The 17,954-nt window shown below is 33.0% G+C and carries 16 protein-coding genes; 10 read left to right on the forward strand and 6 right to left on the reverse strand.

Annotation, left to right across the window (positions count from 1 at the left end; translation table 11 throughout):
* Positions 1-100: 100 nt before the first annotated feature.
* Positions 101-757 carry a metal-dependent transcriptional regulator gene (locus tag ABNT61_RS13370; protein ID WP_348743598.1) on the forward strand — a complete coding sequence of 219 codons (657 nt, stop codon included), beginning with the start codon at positions 101-103 and terminating at the stop codon, positions 755-757.
* Complete coding sequence (locus ABNT61_RS13375; RefSeq protein ID WP_348743599.1) at positions 754-1,590, forward strand: ZIP family metal transporter; 837 nt, start codon at positions 754-756, stop codon at positions 1,588-1,590. Before ABNT61_RS13370 ends, ABNT61_RS13375 begins: the two co-directional genes overlap by 4 nt.
* Here the strand turns inward: ABNT61_RS13375 and ABNT61_RS13380 are convergent.
* Complete coding sequence (locus ABNT61_RS13380; protein ID WP_348743600.1) at positions 1,587-2,153, reverse strand: cysteine hydrolase family protein; 567 nt, start codon at positions 2,151-2,153, stop codon at positions 1,587-1,589. The genes ABNT61_RS13375 and ABNT61_RS13380 overlap by 4 nt on opposite strands.
* Complete coding sequence (locus ABNT61_RS13385) at positions 2,150-3,097, reverse strand: carbon-nitrogen hydrolase family protein (RefSeq protein WP_348743601.1); 948 nt, start codon at positions 3,095-3,097, stop codon at positions 2,150-2,152. The genes ABNT61_RS13380 and ABNT61_RS13385 overlap by 4 nt, the downstream gene beginning before the upstream one ends.
* Positions 3,098-3,304: 207 nt before the next feature.
* On the opposite strand from ABNT61_RS13385, the gene ABNT61_RS13390 reads away from it, so the two are divergent.
* From ABNT61_RS13390 to ABNT61_RS13425, 8 genes are all read left to right on the forward strand, one after another.
* A complete protein-coding gene (locus tag ABNT61_RS13390; protein ID WP_348743602.1) occupies positions 3,305-3,997 on the forward strand; it encodes a hypothetical protein in 693 nt (230 codons plus the stop codon).
* Between the two features lie 22 nt (positions 3,998-4,019).
* The gene (locus ABNT61_RS13395; protein ID WP_348743603.1) at positions 4,020-5,126 is read left to right on the forward strand and encodes a helix-turn-helix domain-containing protein; all 1,107 of its coding nucleotides are present in this window, start codon (positions 4,020-4,022) and stop codon (positions 5,124-5,126) included.
* Between the two features lie 2 nt (positions 5,127-5,128).
* Entirely contained in the window at positions 5,129-5,956 is an 828-nt protein-coding gene (locus ABNT61_RS13400) for a DUF2911 domain-containing protein (RefSeq protein ID WP_348743604.1), read from the forward strand.
* 66 nt (positions 5,957-6,022) lie between these two features.
* Positions 6,023-9,145, forward strand: coding sequence for a UvrD-helicase domain-containing protein (locus ABNT61_RS13405; protein ID WP_348743605.1), 3,123 nt, complete (start codon positions 6,023-6,025; stop codon positions 9,143-9,145).
* Positions 9,146-9,169: 24 nt separating this feature from the next.
* Positions 9,170-10,363, forward strand: coding sequence for a glycine C-acetyltransferase (gene kbl, locus ABNT61_RS13410; protein WP_348723155.1), 1,194 nt, complete (start codon positions 9,170-9,172; stop codon positions 10,361-10,363).
* A 121-nt stretch (positions 10,364-10,484) separates the two neighbouring features.
* A complete protein-coding gene (locus ABNT61_RS13415) occupies positions 10,485-11,882 on the forward strand; it encodes an OmpA family protein (protein ID WP_348723154.1) in 1,398 nt (465 codons plus the stop codon).
* Between the two features lie 167 nt (positions 11,883-12,049).
* On the forward strand, positions 12,050-13,561 hold the full coding sequence (atpD, locus tag ABNT61_RS13420; RefSeq protein ID WP_348710400.1) for a F0F1 ATP synthase subunit beta: 1,512 nt from the start codon (positions 12,050-12,052) through the stop codon (positions 13,559-13,561).
* A gap of 23 nt (positions 13,562-13,584) precedes the next feature.
* Entirely contained in the window at positions 13,585-13,878 is a 294-nt protein-coding gene (locus ABNT61_RS13425) for a F0F1 ATP synthase subunit epsilon (RefSeq protein ID WP_348743606.1), read from the forward strand.
* A gap of 81 nt (positions 13,879-13,959) precedes the next feature.
* Here the strand turns inward: ABNT61_RS13425 and pyk are convergent, their stop codons facing one another.
* The 4 genes from pyk to fabF form a co-directional block, all read right to left on the reverse strand.
* Positions 13,960-15,387 carry a pyruvate kinase gene (gene pyk / locus ABNT61_RS13430; protein ID WP_348710398.1) on the reverse strand — a complete coding sequence of 476 codons (1,428 nt, stop codon included), beginning with the start codon at positions 15,385-15,387 and terminating at the stop codon, positions 13,960-13,962.
* Positions 15,388-15,390: 3 nt separating this feature from the next.
* Positions 15,391-15,861 carry an IPExxxVDY family protein gene (locus ABNT61_RS13435; RefSeq protein WP_348741038.1) on the reverse strand — a complete coding sequence of 157 codons (471 nt, stop codon included), beginning with the start codon at positions 15,859-15,861 and terminating at the stop codon, positions 15,391-15,393.
* Positions 15,862-15,945: 84 nt separating this feature from the next.
* Entirely contained in the window at positions 15,946-16,686 is a 741-nt protein-coding gene (gene rnc / locus ABNT61_RS13440; protein ID WP_348723144.1) for a ribonuclease III, read from the reverse strand.
* 15 nt (positions 16,687-16,701) lie between these two features.
* Entirely contained in the window at positions 16,702-17,952 is a 1,251-nt protein-coding gene (gene fabF, locus ABNT61_RS13445) for a beta-ketoacyl-ACP synthase II (RefSeq protein WP_348710393.1), read from the reverse strand.
* Between the last annotated feature and the right edge of the window lie 2 nt (positions 17,953-17,954).

Raw genomic sequence — 17,954 nt, forward strand, 5'->3', positions numbered from 1 at the left:
CTAAAATAAATTTGATGCAAATATAAATTAATTTTTAGACAAGACTAAAAATTAACTTTTATAAATCAAAAATTTGTATGTTTGCATAGAATTAAAGCCCATGTTTTCACAATCTGAGGAGAATTATATAAAAACCATTTACCATTTGGCACTAGATTCTGATAAAGGAATTAGTACAAATGCTATAGCGAAACAACTAGATACAAAAGCATCTTCGGTTACAGATATGATTAAAAAACTATCTGAAAAAGAAGTTGTGGTATATAAAAAGTATCAAGGTGTAAAGCTTACCGATTTTGGTAGAAAAGTTGCTACAGGAATTATCAGGAAACATAGATTATGGGAAGTTTTTCTTGTAGAAAAGTTGAATTTCTCTTGGGATGAAGTTCATGAAGTAGCTGAACAATTAGAGCACATAAAATCACCTAAACTTATTAATGAATTGGATGCTTTTTTAGGATATCCTAAGCATGATCCGCATGGAGATCCAATTCCAGATGAAGAAGGAAATATACATCAGATAGAGAAGAATCTTTTATCTGTTTTACCTAAAGGAACAGTTGGAGTTTGTGTAGGTGTGAATGATAGTTCATCTGATTTTTTAAAATTCTTAGATAAACAAGGAATTGGTTTAGGAGTAGAAATCACAATTATAGATATTGAACCTTTTGATGGTTCTCTAACAATAGAAATAAATAATAAACCGCTATCTATTTCAAATAAAATAGCTAGCAACTTATACATTAAAAAGATATGAGTTTTTTCGATCAAATAGTCGAGTTTTGTAAAGAACATCCAATACAAGGAGCGCTTTATGCATCTCTATTTACTTGGGGGTTAACAGCTTTAGGAGCGGCTTTGGTTTTCTTTTTTAAGAAAATGAATCGAGCAGTATTGGATGGAATGTTAGGATTTACAGGTGGAGTAATGGTAGCTGCGAGTTTTTGGAGTTTATTATCACCTGCAATAGAAAATAGTCCTGGAGAAGGGTTTATAAAAGTTTTACCATCTGCTATTGGTTTTGCCTTAGGAGCTTTGGCTTTATTCGGAATGGATAAATGGTTACCTCACTTACACATTAATTTTAAAGAAGATGAAGCGGAAGGTGTAAAAACAAATTGGCACAAAACAACTTTATTAGTATTAGCAATTACATTACATAATATTCCAGAAGGATTAGCTGTGGGAGTTTTATTTGGAGCAGCTTCGACATTAGTTGGAGTAGAGCAAACCGAAATGATTATTGCCGCTATTTCTTTAGCTATTGGAATCGGAATTCAAAACTTCCCTGAAGGTTTTGCAGTTGCAATGCCATTAAGACGACAAGGTGTAAGTAGAAGAAAGAGTTTTTGGTACGGACAATTATCTGCTGTAGTTGAGCCTTTTGCTGCAGTTTTAGGAGCTTTAGCTGTTTCGTTTTTCACTCCGATTTTACCTTATGCATTAGCTTTTGCCGCGGGCGCAATGATTTTCGTAGTTGTGGAAGAAGTGATTCCAGAAACACAAAGAGATAAATATACAGATATTGCCACGCTTGGTTTTATAGGTGGATTTATTGTAATGATGTCTTTGGATGTTGGGTTGGGTTAAACTCTACTCAACAATTCATTTGTAGAAATAACATCTGCAAATTCTTCGTGTAAATTCGCCAGTGTTGTTTGATGAATAGTTTCTGAAGAAAAGATTTCTCCATTCATTCCCTTTCTGTCAAATGTTGCTGTAGCGTCGCCAACTAATATTGTGTCGAAACCTAAATTTCCAGCCATTCTAGTTGTTGTAGAAATACAATGATTTGTAGTCAATCCAACAATTACGACGTTTTTAATCTGTTGGTCTTTAAGTATAGTTTCAAGATTTGTTCCTATAAAAGCGCTATTCACATCTTTTACAATTACGGGTTCACCTGATAGTGGTTTCACAATGTCTTGAATTTCAAAACCAGGATGAGATTTATGCAATAATGATTTAGGATTTTGCGAACTATGTTGAATATGATAAACAGGAAGTTGTAACGCTCTCCACTCTTTTAAAATTTGAGCACATTTTTCTTCTGCATCTTTGTTATTTCTATTTCCACCCCAATATTCCTCGTTGTCAAATCCTTTTTGAATATCAACTAGTAAAAGTGCTGTGTTTAATTCTCTTAATTTCATGAAAAATCGATGATAGATTGTCTCTCTCTATTTAAAGTTAATTTGGTGACATCTGGTCTTGAATAATGACCAACACAATCAAAATTATGTCGCTCTTCAAGTACTTTTTGATAATCAATTTCACCCGTAAATAAGCCTTCTTCTCCAACAACTGGCGGAATTACCCATTCTCCATCTGGTCCAGAAATACAAGATCCACCGTTCGCTAAAATTTTCGGCGCGTCTTTAATAATCGCATCATAATTTGGTGTGTCTTTAGGGAAATCATCAATAGACATAAATCCACTGACGGAAACAACAAAAGATCTGCTTTCTTTTGCAATAAACTTTGTAATATCAAAAGTGTTTCTTTCTGCTCCAGGCCAAACTGCAATATGTAAGTTTTCTCCTTGTGCGTATAAAGCTGTTCTTGGCAAAGGCATCCAATTTTCCCAACAGTTTAATCCTCCAACAGTAAAATCTCCTAAAGGATGAACAGTTAAACCATGACCATCACCTGGAGACCAAGTTAGGCGTTCTTCGTATGTCGGTTGTAATTTTCTGTGAACAGATTGTATAGTTCCTGTTTTGTCAATATATACTAAAGAACAGTATAAACTATGACCACCGCGATTAACAGCTCTTTCTATAATTCCTAAGTAAATAGCAATTGAGTTTTCTTTGGCTGTTTTACAAACGCTATTCAGATCACCTTTTTCAACTTCAATTGAGTTTTTTAAATAATGAGCATGTATCTCTTTTTGGACTGGTGAGTTAAACTCAGAGCCATTAGTGATAGACAACCAGAAAGGATATCCTGGCAATAATCCTTCACCAAAAACTACGAGATCACATTCTTCTTTAGCGGCTTTTACAATATACGAATTGACTTTTTCGATGGTCTTTTCTTTGTTTAACCAAACAGGAGAAATTTGCGCCATCCCAATTTTCAAGATACTGCTCATTAAATAGTTAAATAGGTTTGTTTGTATAACGAAGATAAACGAAAAGTTGCTTCAATTAGAAATTTCTACTGTATTTAACAGAATCCGAAAAATTGTCGATTCTAAAACATAAAATTTGATGTCCACATACGGTAACCGTACCTCTTAACCCTTTACTTTCATTGAGTTTTGTAGTTGCTTTGTGAAATAATTTAAAATTTTGAAATCATGAAGTTATTAGTAATCAAATTGGCTTTTTTATGTGTTTGCTGTTATCAAGGAGTAGCCCAAACAGGGAAAAAAGCATTTCAGTTTAAAAAAGGAGAGGTGTTGGATATACTTTTGGTAACGGGTACAAAAAACAATTATAAAAAATTGTTTGATAGGTATAAAAGAACAGCATTTCCAGTTGCTTCTAAATTTACGTATCAGCCACAATCTGGGTTTAGAACTAAAAAATTAATAATGGGAAGTCATTTACCAGTTAATTTTATTTTTGGGAAGTGGAGCGATATTAAAAAAAGGAAAGAATTTTTAAGAGTTATTGAGAATGAAGTTCCAGATTTTCATAAGCAGAGAAAAGATTTGTTTACCTATTTTGGATTAGCATATTTTGAAGTTGAAAATGATGTAGATTTTTCAATCTATAAGAACAAATTCAATGTGGTAACTTCGTTTTGGAAGAAGAAAAAAGATAAAACTGATTTTTATAAAGTTTGGGAAAATAGCGTGAAGAAAAATGGAGGAAAAGTTATTTTGAAATTAGAAAATGGAGAATCGCTAACAGGATATTATTACAGACCAGATATTATATCTATTGTAGAATGGGAAACGCATGAACAGTTTGAGTCTTTTTCTAAAAAGTATCCATTATCGAGCTATGCAAGATTATCAAACGTACATCAATTTCAAATTGATTAATTTTCAAAAAAGAAAAAAGTAAATGCAACAAATTCTTGAACAACTCGTGTACTTTGGTTTTTTTCAAAGTCTCTTACTCATATTTATTTTTATAGTGTCTTTAAAAACACGTAATCAAATCAATGAGTTCTTATTGATTTTGGTTGTAATTCTAACTATAGGATTGTTTGGTAAAGTATTGCACAGTGTTGATTTGTTCGATAGGAGTTTCAAATTAATGGCAATGTCGGAGTTTTCCGCGCTTTTATTTGGACCTACAATTTTCTTGTTTGTACAATCTACTTTGTTCAAAGAAAAATTCACAAAGACTAATTTACAGCATTATGTTCCGGGTATTGTATATTCAATGTTTATTGCAGGATATTTCATTATTCCGTCACGTGAATATCAAATAGAACGAAATAAGTCTATTGATTTAATGACAGTTATTTACTGGTGTCATGCGATTGGTTTAGTAGTGAATATATTGTACTGGATAAAGGCATATAAAGGTTTTCAAAAATTTTCGAATAGTTTCAAAAATGAATCTTCATTTGTACCTCATATTAAGTTCGTACATCATTTTTTGATTGTAACTGGCTTTTGTATGTTAATCTGGCTGATTTTATTCATAACAAACTTCTTAGGTTTTCCTATGATTGAACGCACTGCAAGACCTTATATCTGGATTATACTAACGTTTGTAATTCTCTTTATCAGTTACTATATGATGCTAAAACCTGAGGTATTGAAATCTATTCCAGATGTAAAAGTTAAGAAGTATCATCAATCAAAATTAACTCATGAAGATTTAGATCGTTTAAAACTAGCATTGGAGAAATTAATGCTAGAGAAAAAACCTTACTTAAACGCCAAATTATTGAAAACAGAACTGGCTCAAATGTTGGGAGTACATGGTCCGGAATTATCACGATTATTAAACGAAAATATCGGGATGAATTTCTTCGAATATGTAAACTACTATAGAATTAAAGAATTTGTTGATTTAGCAAAAAGTGAAAAAGGAAAAAAATTTACTTTTTTTGGATTAGCCCAAGAAGCAGGTTTCAATTCCAAAACAACATTTAATAAATCTTTTAAAAGCTTGATGGGAGTTTCTCCATCAGCATATTTTAATCAAAAACAATAAGAATGAAAACATATATAATAATGGTGTTCATGTTTATGAATGCTGGTTTGCTAGCGCAATTAAAAGTTCCAAGTTTAAGTCCAAAAACTAAATTAAGTCAGAACATAGGGTTATCAACAGTTACTATAGAATATTCTAGACCGAGTAAAAAAGAAAGGAAAATTTTTGGTGGATTATTACCTTTTGGAGAGGTTTGGAGAACAGGAGCAAATAGTGCAACAAAATTCTCATTTTCAAAAGAAGTAGTAATCAACGGGCAAAAATTTCCTAAGGGAGATTATAGTTTGCTAACAATTCCTGAAAAGAATGTATGGACGATAAAATGGTATACGTATTCAAGTTCTAACTGGAATGCTTACAAAGAGCAAGAGCCATTTACAGCATTTAATTTGCCTGTGGAAAGTGTATCAGAATCAGTCGAATCATTAGCGATACGATTTCAAAATATAACCTTGAATAGTGCAGATATATACATAGAGTGGGAAAATTCAAGAATTATAATTCCTGTAAAAGTAAATGAGGAGGAAGAAATAATTGCATCAATAAATAAAGAATTGGCTGGCCCGAGTTCCTCAGATTATTTCAGGGCTGCGTTATATTACCATGAAACGAAAACTGATTTGAATAAAGCCTTAACGTATATTCAAAAAGTTACTGAATCGGATAAAGCTTTGTTTTTTCAGGTGACCAGAGAAGCACTTATCTTGAAAGACTTAAATAGAAGAAAAGAAGCGGTTGAAGTTGCAAAAAGAGCATTGCAATTATCTGAAGAGGCAAAGAATAAAGACTTCGTCAAAATAAACAACGATATTATTACTGTTTTGAAATAAAATATCTTTTGAAAAACACTCTATTTATTAGGGTGTTTTTTACTTAAATTGCATAAAAAAAGTTTAGTGCAGAATAGTACTTCATTTCAAATATTTAACGCTTCCGCGGGAAGTGGAAAAACCTTCACTTTAGTAAAAGAATACCTCAAAGTATTGCTGCAATCTAGTGATGTGTTTTATTTTCAAAAGGTATTGGCTATAACATTTACCAATAAGGCGGCCGGAGAAATGAAGGAGAGGGTTTTAAAATCTCTTTCAGATGTTACAGAAGATAGGTCTAATGAAATAGTGAATCAGGTTATTCTAGAAACTACATTAGACAAAGAAACTATTAAAGAAAGAAGTAGTAGAATACTAAATGCAATTTTACAGAATTACTCGGCTTTTTCAATTACCACAATCGATAGTTTTACGCATAAAATCATTAAGAATTTCGCGTTCGATTTAGGATTGACACTGAATTTTGAAGTAGAAATGGATGCTGTTTCTCTTTTAAATGAAGCGGTAGATCTTCTAATATCTAAAATTGGAACTAATAGAGAATTGACCAATCTTTTAATTGATTTTTCGCTTTCAAAAATAGATGAAGATAAATCTTGGGACATTTCATATGAATTAAAAGAATTTTCTAAAGTGCTGTTGAATGAAGATGATGTAAGACATTTTAGAGTTTTAAGAGAACGAAGCACTCAAGATTTTATCAACTTAAAACAAAAATTGAACAAATATCAAGTTCAAACAGAAACTAAGTTGAAAGAAATTGGTGAAAGAGGACTTCAAGTTATAGATGGAATGGGATTGGATCATAAAGATTTTTACTATTCTCTTATACCAAAACATTTTATTGCATTAAAAGAAAATCCTAGTACTGCTAAATTTTTTGATCAAAGTAAGCTTAGACAACGAATAGAAGAAAACACATTCTATTCAAAATCAAAGTCGGATGATATAAAATCTGCTATTGAAGGAATCCTGCCAGAATTACTTGAGTTATATTCAGAGTCAGAGAATTTGTATAAAGATTCCACGCTAAATAAATTGGCTTTGAAAAGCCTAATTCCTTTAGCTGTTTTAAATACTATAAATCAAGAATTAACTCAGCTAAAAGAAGAAAACAACATTAGATTAAATGCCGAGTTTAATCAGTTGATTTCGGACAATATTAAGAATCAACCAACGCCTTTTATTTACGAGAGAATTGGTCAGCGTTTTATGCACTATTTCATAGATGAAATGCAAGATACTTCGGTGTTGCAATGGGGAAATTTAATTCCGTTAATAGATAATGCATTGGCACAAGAAAATAGTAGTTTACTTTTAGTTGGTGATGCAAAGCAGGCTATTTATAGGTGGCGTGGCGGAAAAGCAGAACAGTTTATTAACTTAAGTAGTCCAGATTTTAAAGTCTTTCAAGCGGAAAAAAGTATTAATCAACTAGAGAGAAATTTTAGAAGTTTTTCCGAAGTAATTAATTTTAATAATCAATTTTTTCAGCATGTCAGTTCATTTCTAAATAATCAAGATTACAGTCAGTTATTTAAAGATGGAAATAAACAGCTAGAAAACTCAAAAAAGGGAGGTCAAGTAACACTTTCTTTTATGGAGAAGCATGAGGATAAGGAATTAGAAAAAGAGAAGTATCCTAGAAAAGTATATGAGAAAATTACTGAATTAAACCAACAATATTCTTTAAATGAAATTGCTGTTTTAGTTCGTAAAAAGAGCGAAGGTGTTCAAGTTGCTAATTATCTTTCTGAAAAAGGAATACCAATTATATCATCTGAAACCTTATTATTAAAGAATAGTGAGAAGGTAAATTTTATAGTCAACCTAATTCAACTGATACTTCAGTCTGATAATGAAGAGAAGAGATTTGAAGTTTTACATTTCTTATATCACCATCTTTCAGTAAAAACAGAAATTCATGGCTTTTACGAATTACTAATAAAGAAAGAGATTACAGTTTTCTTCGAAGAATTAAAGTCGTTTTCAATAGATTTTAATTTAAATATATATTTCGAATTACCTTTCTATGATAAGATTGAATATATAATAAGAAGCTTTAATTTGTTAGAAAGTTCTGATGCATATGCTCAGTTTTTCTTAGACGTTGTTTTGGATCAACAAAATAAGGGTGTTGATGTTCATGATTTTATTGAATTTTGGAGTGTTAAGAAAGAAGTACTGAGTATTGTTACTTCAGAAGATGCAGACGCTGTTCATATTATGACGATTCATAAATCTAAAGGGCTGGAATTTCCAGTAGTTATTTTTCCTTATGATTTAGATGTGTATAGGCAGATAAAACCAAAAGTTTGGTTTGATAGTTTACCAGAGTCATTCGATAATTTTAAAGAGTTGTTGATAGATTTTAGTAAATCTGTAAGTCATATCAATGATAGAGGAATGGATTTGTATACGCAACAAATTCAGGAATTAGAATTGGACAATTTTAATTTACTCTACGTTGCATTAACCAGAGCTGTTGAGCAGTTGCATATAATTACAGAAAAAAGAATTTCAAAATCAGGAGAAAACACGAATTACTACTCAGGGATTTTTATTTCATATTTAAAAAAGCAAGGATTGTGGAACGACAATCAGAATGAATACGATTTTGGAGTGTCAAATAGAGAAAGCGTAAAAGAAATAAAGGAGAAAGAAATTCAAGTTCAAGAAAAGTTTATCACCACACCATGGCAAAATCATAATATTGTATTGCTTGCTAGTGCTTCAAAATTATGGGATACAGATCAAGAAGAATCGATCCAATATGGAAATCTTGTACATTCGATTCTTTCAGAAATTTACGTTGTATCAGATATTGAAAAGGTTTTTCATTTTTACGAAATGCAAGGAGATTTATCTTTTCAACTTTTAAAAACGATTAAGAATTTAGTTTTTAGTGTTGTTGAGCATGCTTCATTGAATGAATTCTTTTCGAAAGAAGTAAAGGTGTATAATGAGAAAGAATTGTTAACAGTTAATAACTCCATTATTATTCCGGATAGATTAGTAATTAAAGATAATCTTACTACAATTATAGATTATAAAACAGGAGCAGAAAGTCATACGCATATCAATCAATTACGATTATATGAAAACGAACTTCAAAACTTAGGTTTTAAAATTGAAAAAAAAATATTGGTATATATAAATGATGCTGTTTTAGTTAAAGAAATTAACTAATTTTACCCAGCAAACAAACTAAACATGTACGGAAAAATTAAAGAGCATTTACAGCAAGAAATTCAGGATATAAAAGATGCTGGATTATATAAGAGTGAAAGAATTATTACGTCGTCTCAAGACGCTGTAATTAAAATTTCAACAGGAGAAGAGGTTATTAACTTTTGCGCAAATAATTATTTAGGACTTTCTAATAATAAAGAAGTAATCCAAGCCGCTAAGGATGTTATGGATACTCATGGATTTGGAATGTCTTCTGTTCGTTTTATTTGTGGAACTCAAGATATTCACAAACAATTAGAATCTAAAATTGCAGAGTTTTATCAAACTGAGGATACAATTCTATACGCTGCGGCATTTGATGCTAATGGTGGAGTGTTTGAACCTTTATTGTCAAAAGATGATGCAATTATATCAGACAGCTTAAATCACGCCTCAATTATTGATGGTGTTCGTTTGTGTAAGGCAGCACGATATCGTTATAATAATAATGATATGGTTTCTTTAGAAGAACAATTAATTGAGGCAAACAAACAAAATCATAGATTTAAGATTATTGTTACTGATGGTGTGTTCTCTATGGATGGAATAGTTGCTAAACTTGATGAAATTTGTGATTTAGCTGATAAATATGATGCCTTAGTTATGATTGACGAGTGTCACGCTGCTGGTTTTATTGGAGCTACGGGTCGTGGTACATTAGAATTAAAAAATGTTCTAGGAAGAATTGATATTATTACTGGTACGCTTGGAAAAGCATTAGGTGGTGCGATGGGTGGTTACACTACTGGGAAAAAGGAAATCATTGAGATTTTACGTCAACGTTCTAGACCATATCTATTTTCTAACTCTTTAGCGCCAGCTATAGTAGGAGCTTCATTAAAAGTATTTGATTTATTATCAAATGATACTTCATTAAGAGATAAGTTAGAGTGGAATACGAACTATTTTAGAACTGAAATGGAGAAGGCAGGATTTGATTTGGTTGGCGCAGACGCAGCCATTGTTCCTGTGATGTTGTATGATGCAAAGCTGTCTCAAATAATGGCTGATAAACTACTTGATGAAGGGATTTATGTTATTGGATTCTTCTATCCAGTTGTGCCAAAAGAACAAGCTCGAATTAGAGTTCAATTATCTGCAGCGCACGATAAAGAGCATCTAGACAAGGCGATAAATGCATTTGTAAAAGTAGGAAAAGAGTTAAACGTTATTTAGCAATTAGAAGGTCAAAAACTTGTTTTTTTTATAAGTTTTTGTAGATTTGCTTTTGTAAATAAGTTTTAAGAACTTACATTTGCTTTATATATAAACGAACTTTTAATTTAAATTTTTGATAATGAAACAATTAAAAAAAGTAGCTATGTTAGCTATTGTTGCGTTTCTAACTTATGGTAACGTAAACGCACAAGACGAAAACAACCCTTGGGCTGTAGGTTTCGGTATTAACACTGTTGATGTTAGAATTCCATCTGAATTTAGTGACTATGCACAAGATTACATAGGAACTGGAGAGTGGGGAGATAACACGTTACCTTCAATTTCAAGAATTAGTATCGATAGATACTTAAACGATGGGTTTTCTTTACAGTTAGCAGGTTCTATTAACAAAGTAAAAACTTTCGCTTCAGAAGAAGATATCGATGAGCTTTATTGGGCTATTGATTTAATCGCTAAGTGGGATTTAAATCACTTATTCGGAGACACTGCATGGTGGGATCCTTACGTATTCGTTGGTGGAGGTTTCGTAGACTTTGGTAGAATGGAAGCTGGAAACTTTGTAGAAGGAAGCGAAGGTACTTTAAATGCAGGTGGTGGTTTCAATGTTTGGTTTAACGATAACATTGGTGTAAACTTCCAAACTGGAGTAAAGAAAGAATTTGCTGACAAAGTACAGGATCACTTCCAACACTCTTTAGGATTAGTTTTCCGTTTCGGAGGAAAAGATACTGATGGAGACGGAATCTATGACAAAAACGATGCTTGTCCAGAAGTTGCAGGTTTAAAAGAATTCAACGGATGTCCAGATGCTGACGGTGATGGAATCAAAGATTCTGATGATGCTTGTCCAAACGAAGCTGGAGTTGCTGCATTAAACGGTTGTCCTGATGCTGATGGTGATGGAATCGCTGATAAAGATGATGCATGTCCAAACGCTGCTGGTACTAAAGCAATGAACGGATGTCCAGATGCTGACGGTGACGGAATCGCTGATAACAAAGATAAGTGTCCAAACGAGGCTGGTCCTGCTGAAAACGGAGGATGTCCTTGGGGAGATAAAGATAACGATGGTGTTACTGATAACGTAGATAAGTGTCCAGACGTTGCTGGTGTTGCTTCAAGACAAGGATGTCCAGAGCCAAAGCCAGTAATTACTGAGGAAGCTAAGAAGAAATTAGATGAGTTCGCAAGAGCTATCTACTTCAACTCTGGAAGATCTTCATTCAGACCAGGTGTAACTGGAAAGTTAGATTTAATCGCTGGAATCATGAAAGAATACCCAGATGCTAATTTCAACATCGAAGGTCACACTGATAGCCAGGGAGCTGCTAAGACTAACCAAAGATTATCTGAAAGAAGAGCTAAGGCTGTTTTAGATTACTTAACTGGTAAAGGTGGAGTTCCTTCAAACAGATTAACTTCTGTAGGTTTAGGAGAGGATTACCCAATCGCTACTAACAAAACTAGAGCTGGTAGAGCACAAAACAGACGTGTAGAGATTAACTTAAAGAAGTAATCAATACCAAAATATAGATTAAAAAGCCTCGCATTTGCGAGGCTTTTTTCTTTTTTTAAAATTATTAACCAAAGGCTTTTTATATTGTTATAAAAAAATTACCTTTGCGCTCTGAAAAGTGGGATAAACATCACTTAATAAATACAATAACTAAATTACAGAAAGTAATGTCTACAATAACAGGTAAAGTTTCTCAAATTATTGGTCCGGTTATCGATGTTGAGTTTAATACAGAAAACGCTGAGTTACCAAAGATTTATGATTCGTTAGAAATTAAAAAAGCTGATGGTACTACATTAGTTTTAGAAGTTCAACAACACATTGGTGAAGATACTGTACGTACTATCTCAATGGATGCTACGGATGGTTTACAAAGAGGTCAAGAAGTAGTAGCTACAGGAAATCCAATCCAAATGCCAATTGGTGCAGATATCTATGGACGTTTATTTAATGTAACAGGAGAAGCAATTGATGGATTAGGAGATTTACCAAAAGAAGGTAAAGATGGTTTACCAATCCACCGTCAAGCTCCTAAGTTTGAGGAATTATCTACATCTACTGAAGTTTTATTCACTGGTATTAAAGTAATCGATTTAATTGAGCCTTACGCAAAAGGAGGTAAAATTGGATTATTCGGTGGAGCTGGAGTAGGTAAGACAGTATTAATTCAGGAGTTAATTAACAACATCGCAAAAGGACACGGAGGTTTATCTGTATTCGCTGGTGTAGGTGAAAGAACTCGTGAAGGAAACGATTTATTACGAGAGATGTTAGAATCAGGTATTATCAAATACGGTGATGATTTTATGCACTCAATGGAAGAAGGTGGATGGGATTTATCAAAAGTTGAGAAAGATACTATGAGAGATTCTAAAGCTACTTTCGTATTCGGACAAATGAATGAGCCACCAGGAGCACGTGCGAGAGTTGCGTTATCTGGTTTAACTATAGCTGAATATTTCCGTGATGGAGCTGGAGAAGATCAAGGTAAAGATGTTTTATTCTTCGTTGATAACATTTTCCGTTTTACACAAGCAGGTTCTGAGGTTTCTGCTTTATTAGGACGTATGCCATCTGCGGTAGGTTACCAACCAACTTTAGCAACAGAAATGGGAGCAATGCAAGAGCGTATTACTTCTACTAAAAAAGGATCGATTACTTCTGTACAGGCAGTATATGTACCTGCGGATGATTTAACGGATCCAGCACCAGCAACTACGTTTGCTCACTTAGATGCGACTACTGTATTATCTCGTAAAATTGCTGAGTTAGGTATTTATCCAGCGGTTGATCCATTAGATTCTACATCAAGAATTCTAACAGCTGATATTTTAGGAGATGAGCACTACAACTGTGCACAAAGAGTAAAGGAGTTATTACAACGTTACAAAGAATTACAAGATATTATCGCGATTTTAGGTATGGAGGAATTATCTGAAGAGGATAAATTAGTAGTTCACAGAGCGCGTCGTGTTCAACGTTTCTTATCTCAACCATTCCACGTAGCTGAGCAATTTACTGGTATTCCTGGAGTATTAGTTGATATTAAAGATACAATCAAAGGATTCAACATGATTATGGATGGAGAATTAGATAAGTATCCAGAGGCAGCATTCAACTTAAGAGGATCAATTGATGATGCTATTGAAGCTGGTGAGAAAATGTTAGCTGAAGCTTAATAATTAATATTTAGAGATCAATTATGTTTTTAGAAATTGTAACTCCAGAAGCCGTAGTTTTCTCATCAGAAATTGACTCTGTGGTAGTACCAGGTGTTGATGGAGAATTCCAAGTTTTAAACAATCACGCACCAATAGTGTCTGTTTTAAACGAAGGTGTAGTTAAGGTACATGTTCATGGTCAAAATCACCTTGTTTTTGACGATTTACACGGTAGTATTGAAAAATTACCAGCAGATGATAAAGTACTTACTTTAACAATCAATTCTGGAACACTAGAAATGAAAGATAATAAAGCAATTATACTTGCAGACTAAATAAGTATATTCTTTAAAAATAATAGAAAAGCCCGTAAATTTAATTTACGGGCTTTTTATATATAACTATTTCAAGTTTCTTTAATCTATTTGCGATACTCTTAAGGTGTTTACCATACCTTTTTCATCAACAGGCATAGAGCTTAAATTAATCACAAAGTCACCTGTATCTACAAAACCTTTTTCTTTGATAATCTCGTTTAGGTCTTTAATTGTATCATCAGTATTTAGTTCTCTATCATAATAAAATGCTCTAACTCCCCATAAAAGGTTTAGTTTTCCTAAGATTCTTCTTTCCGAAGAAAAAGCAATTACATGTGATTTCGGTCTCCATGCAGAAATTTGGAAGGCAGTATATCCACTATTTGTTAAAGTTGAAATTGCAGATGCTTTAATGTCGTCAGCCATAAGAGCTGCGTGATAACAAACAGATTTTGTGATGAAACGATTTGTACGAATGTGTGGTGCTTCAATAGGAACTTTAATCAAATCAGAGAATTCAACACTTCCGATAATTTCTGTCATTTTTTGAATTACCCGAACCGGGTGTTTTCCTACTGAAGTTTCACCAGAAAGCATTACAGCATCAGCTCCATCCATAATTGAATTTGCAACATCATTTACCTCCGCTCTTGTTGGAACACTATTTTCAATCATAGTCTCCATCATTTGAGTTGCAATGATTACAGGTATTCTTGCCTTTTTAGCACGTCTTACAAGCATTTTTTGAATTAATGGTACGTCTTGCATAGGAACTTCTACTCCAAGGTCTCCACGAGCTACCATTAAACCATCGCAATATGGGATCAATGCATCAATATTCTCAACTGCTTCAGGTTTTTCGATTTTTGCAATGACTGGAACTCTATATCTAGATTTCTGTTTAATTAAATCTCTTAACATTCGAAGGTCTTCTGGATTTCTCACAAAAGATAAAGCAATCCAATCTACTTCTTGTTTTAAAGCGAAAACAACATCCTTTTTGTCCTTTTCTGTTAATGCTGGTAAAGAAATATTTGTATTTGGAAGATTTACACCTTTTTTTGATTTTAAAGGACCACCTACAATAACTTTTGTGATTACTTCTTTCGTTCTATCAGTAGAAACAACCTCAAATTGAAGTTTTCCATCATCTACAAGTATATTTTCTCCTGCTTTTACGTCTCTTGGGAACTGCTGATAAGTCATGAAAGCTTTTTCTTTAGTTCCTGTACATTCTTCAGTGGTAAATATAAAGGTATCTCCGGCTTTAACTTCAACGCCATCTTCCATTATACCAACTCTCAACTTTGGGCCTTGTAAATCGGCTAAAATAGCTACATTATAACCTCTTTCTTCATTGATCTCTCTAATTTGGCTTACTCTCTCCTTAACAATATCATAATCAGCATGAGAAAAGTTAATTCTAAAAACATTAACACCGGCAGCAGCCATTTCTGCAAGGATCTCTTTCGTATTTGTAGCAGGACCTAAGGTAGCTACAATTTTGGTCTTTTTGTTATGTGGCATAGGTTAAAAAATTAAGAATTCTTTAGATTTTAGTGTGTTTGTATCAATATTATATGAAGTAATTACTTGAGGAATCTCATTAATTACTTCGTTAATTTTATCTATTCTATGTTGAGTAAATTCACCTTCTAATTTCAAGAAATAATCAACTTTCTTTTTTTCAGGTAATAAAAATAGTCTTGTCTCACTTTCTGAGAATAATCCCAAATTATCTCCTTGAATTTTGGTTTTATACACGTTCGAAACTAAAAACCAACTGTTATCTGTTTGATAATTGGTGTATTCATATAACGGAAAATAAGCTTCCTTTGCTTTAATTTTTAAGTCGATGTCATCCTTACATCGCTTAAAATTTATGCTCAAAAAGGAATTTAACAAGTAAGCAAGCTGATAGTCTTCTAATGCACTATGAATACCAAAAATGTGATATTCTGTACAAGAAAAATCGTCGAAACTTACCGTATGAACCTGCATAAAAGTGATTAATTACTCACATGCTAAGTTAAAGAATGTATTGATAAGAAATTGTGAAAAAAACGAAAACGATTTCGATTTTAACTATTGAAGATCGCTAATTTCGTTCTGAAAAGCATAATATACTCTCTTTGCGGCCATTTCCTCGGCCTTTTTCTTAGAAGTTGCTCTTCCTTTAGCAATCTTTTGCCCGTCTATATAAACGATAACGCTAAAGTGTTTTTGGATTTGTTTTCCTGTATCCTCGTAGCTTTCGAATAAATACTTTCTTTTAGTCTTTTGACACCACTCAATAATATATCCTTTGTAACTAGAAATTTTATTTTCTAATTTCTGTAAATCTACATAAGGAATAATAACTTGATCGTAAATGAATTGATGGCAATAATTATATCCGCGATCCAAATAAACGGCACCAACTAAAGCTTCGAATATATTACCGTGAATATTATCTCCGATTTGATTTTGATTAATGTTCGATTTTACAAATCGAATGAGATCTAAATCTTTACCCAGCTTATTTAAGCTTTCTCTACTTACAACTTTAGAACGCATCTGTGTAAGATAACCTTCGTTACCTTTTGGAGCCTCTTTATATAAAAAAGAAGCGATAACAGAACCCAAAATAGCATCACCTAAAAACTCTAATCGTTCATAATTAATAGGCTTACCTTTACTATCAGTCATTTTAAGAGATCTATGAATAAACGCTCTTTTATAATGATGAAGCTTTATAGGTTTAAAGTTGAGTAGTGCTTTTAAGTCATAATAAAATTCTTCGTCGTCCTTAGTTTTAGGTCTAACTATTTTACGAAGAAAATTCATATGAGGAGATATTTATTAATCTAACTTTCTAAAAGCTACACAGGCATTATGACCACCAAATCCGAAAGTATTACTCATGGCTACTTTGATTTCTCTTTTTTGCGGTGTATTCAAAGTAAGATTTAAATCTGGGTTAATGTTTTCATCAACCGTAGAATGATTAATAGTCGGAGGAACAATTCCATGTTTCATTGCTAAAATAGAAGCAACGGCTTCAATAGCACCAGCAGCACCAAGTAAGTGCCCTGTCATGGATTTTGTAGAGTTAATATTAATATTCTTAGCATGATCTCCAAACACTTCAGAAATTGCTTTTAATTCAGCAACATCTCCAAGAGGAGTTGAAGTACCATGTGTATTAATATGATCAACATCTTCTGGTTTAATACCAGCGTTTTCTAAACAGTTTTTCATAACTGCTATTACTCCTAATCCATCAGGATGTGGAGCTGTCATATGATGAGCATCAGAAGATAAACCACCACCAATAACTTCAGCGTAAATTTTAGCACCTCTAGCTTTCGCGTGTTCGTATTCTTCCAAAATTAATGCACCAGCACCTTCTCCAAGAACAAAACCATCTCTTTCAGCATCAAAAGGTCTTGATGCAGCTTCTGGATTATCATTTCTTGTAGATAATGCATGCATCGCATTAAATCCACCCATACCAGCAATTGTAACTGCTGCTTCACTACCTCCAGATACAATTACGTCACAATGACCTAATCGTATATAGTTTAAAGCATCGATTAGCGCATTTGCTGAAGATGCACATGCAGATACAGTAGTGTAATTTGGCCCCATGAAACCATGCTTAATAGAAATGTGTCCGGGAGCGATATCTGCAATCATTTTAGGTATAAAGAAAGGATTGAATCTAGGACTTCCGTCACCTTTCGCGTAATTTAAAACTTCATCTTGGAAAGTTTCTAAACCACCGATTCCGGCTCCCCAAATCACTCCAACTCTATACTTATCAACAGTGTCTAGATTTAAATCAGCGTCTTGAATAGCTTCATTAGAAGCAATCATAGCATACTGAGTAAACCTATCCATTCGTCTTGATTCCTTTCTATCAATGTAATCTTTTACATTGAAATTTTTTAGTTCACAAGCGAAACGAGTCTTGAACTTGGCAGCATCAAAGTATGTTATAGGTGCCGCTCCGCTAACTCCGTTAACTAAGCCATTCCAATATTCTTCAATATTATTTCCTATCGGCGTTAATGCGCCAAGTCCAGTTATTACAACTCGTTTTAATTGCATAT

The organism is Tenacibaculum sp. 190524A05c (assembly GCF_964036595.1).
Lineage (GTDB): Bacteria > Bacteroidota > Bacteroidia > Flavobacteriales > Flavobacteriaceae > Polaribacter > Polaribacter platacis.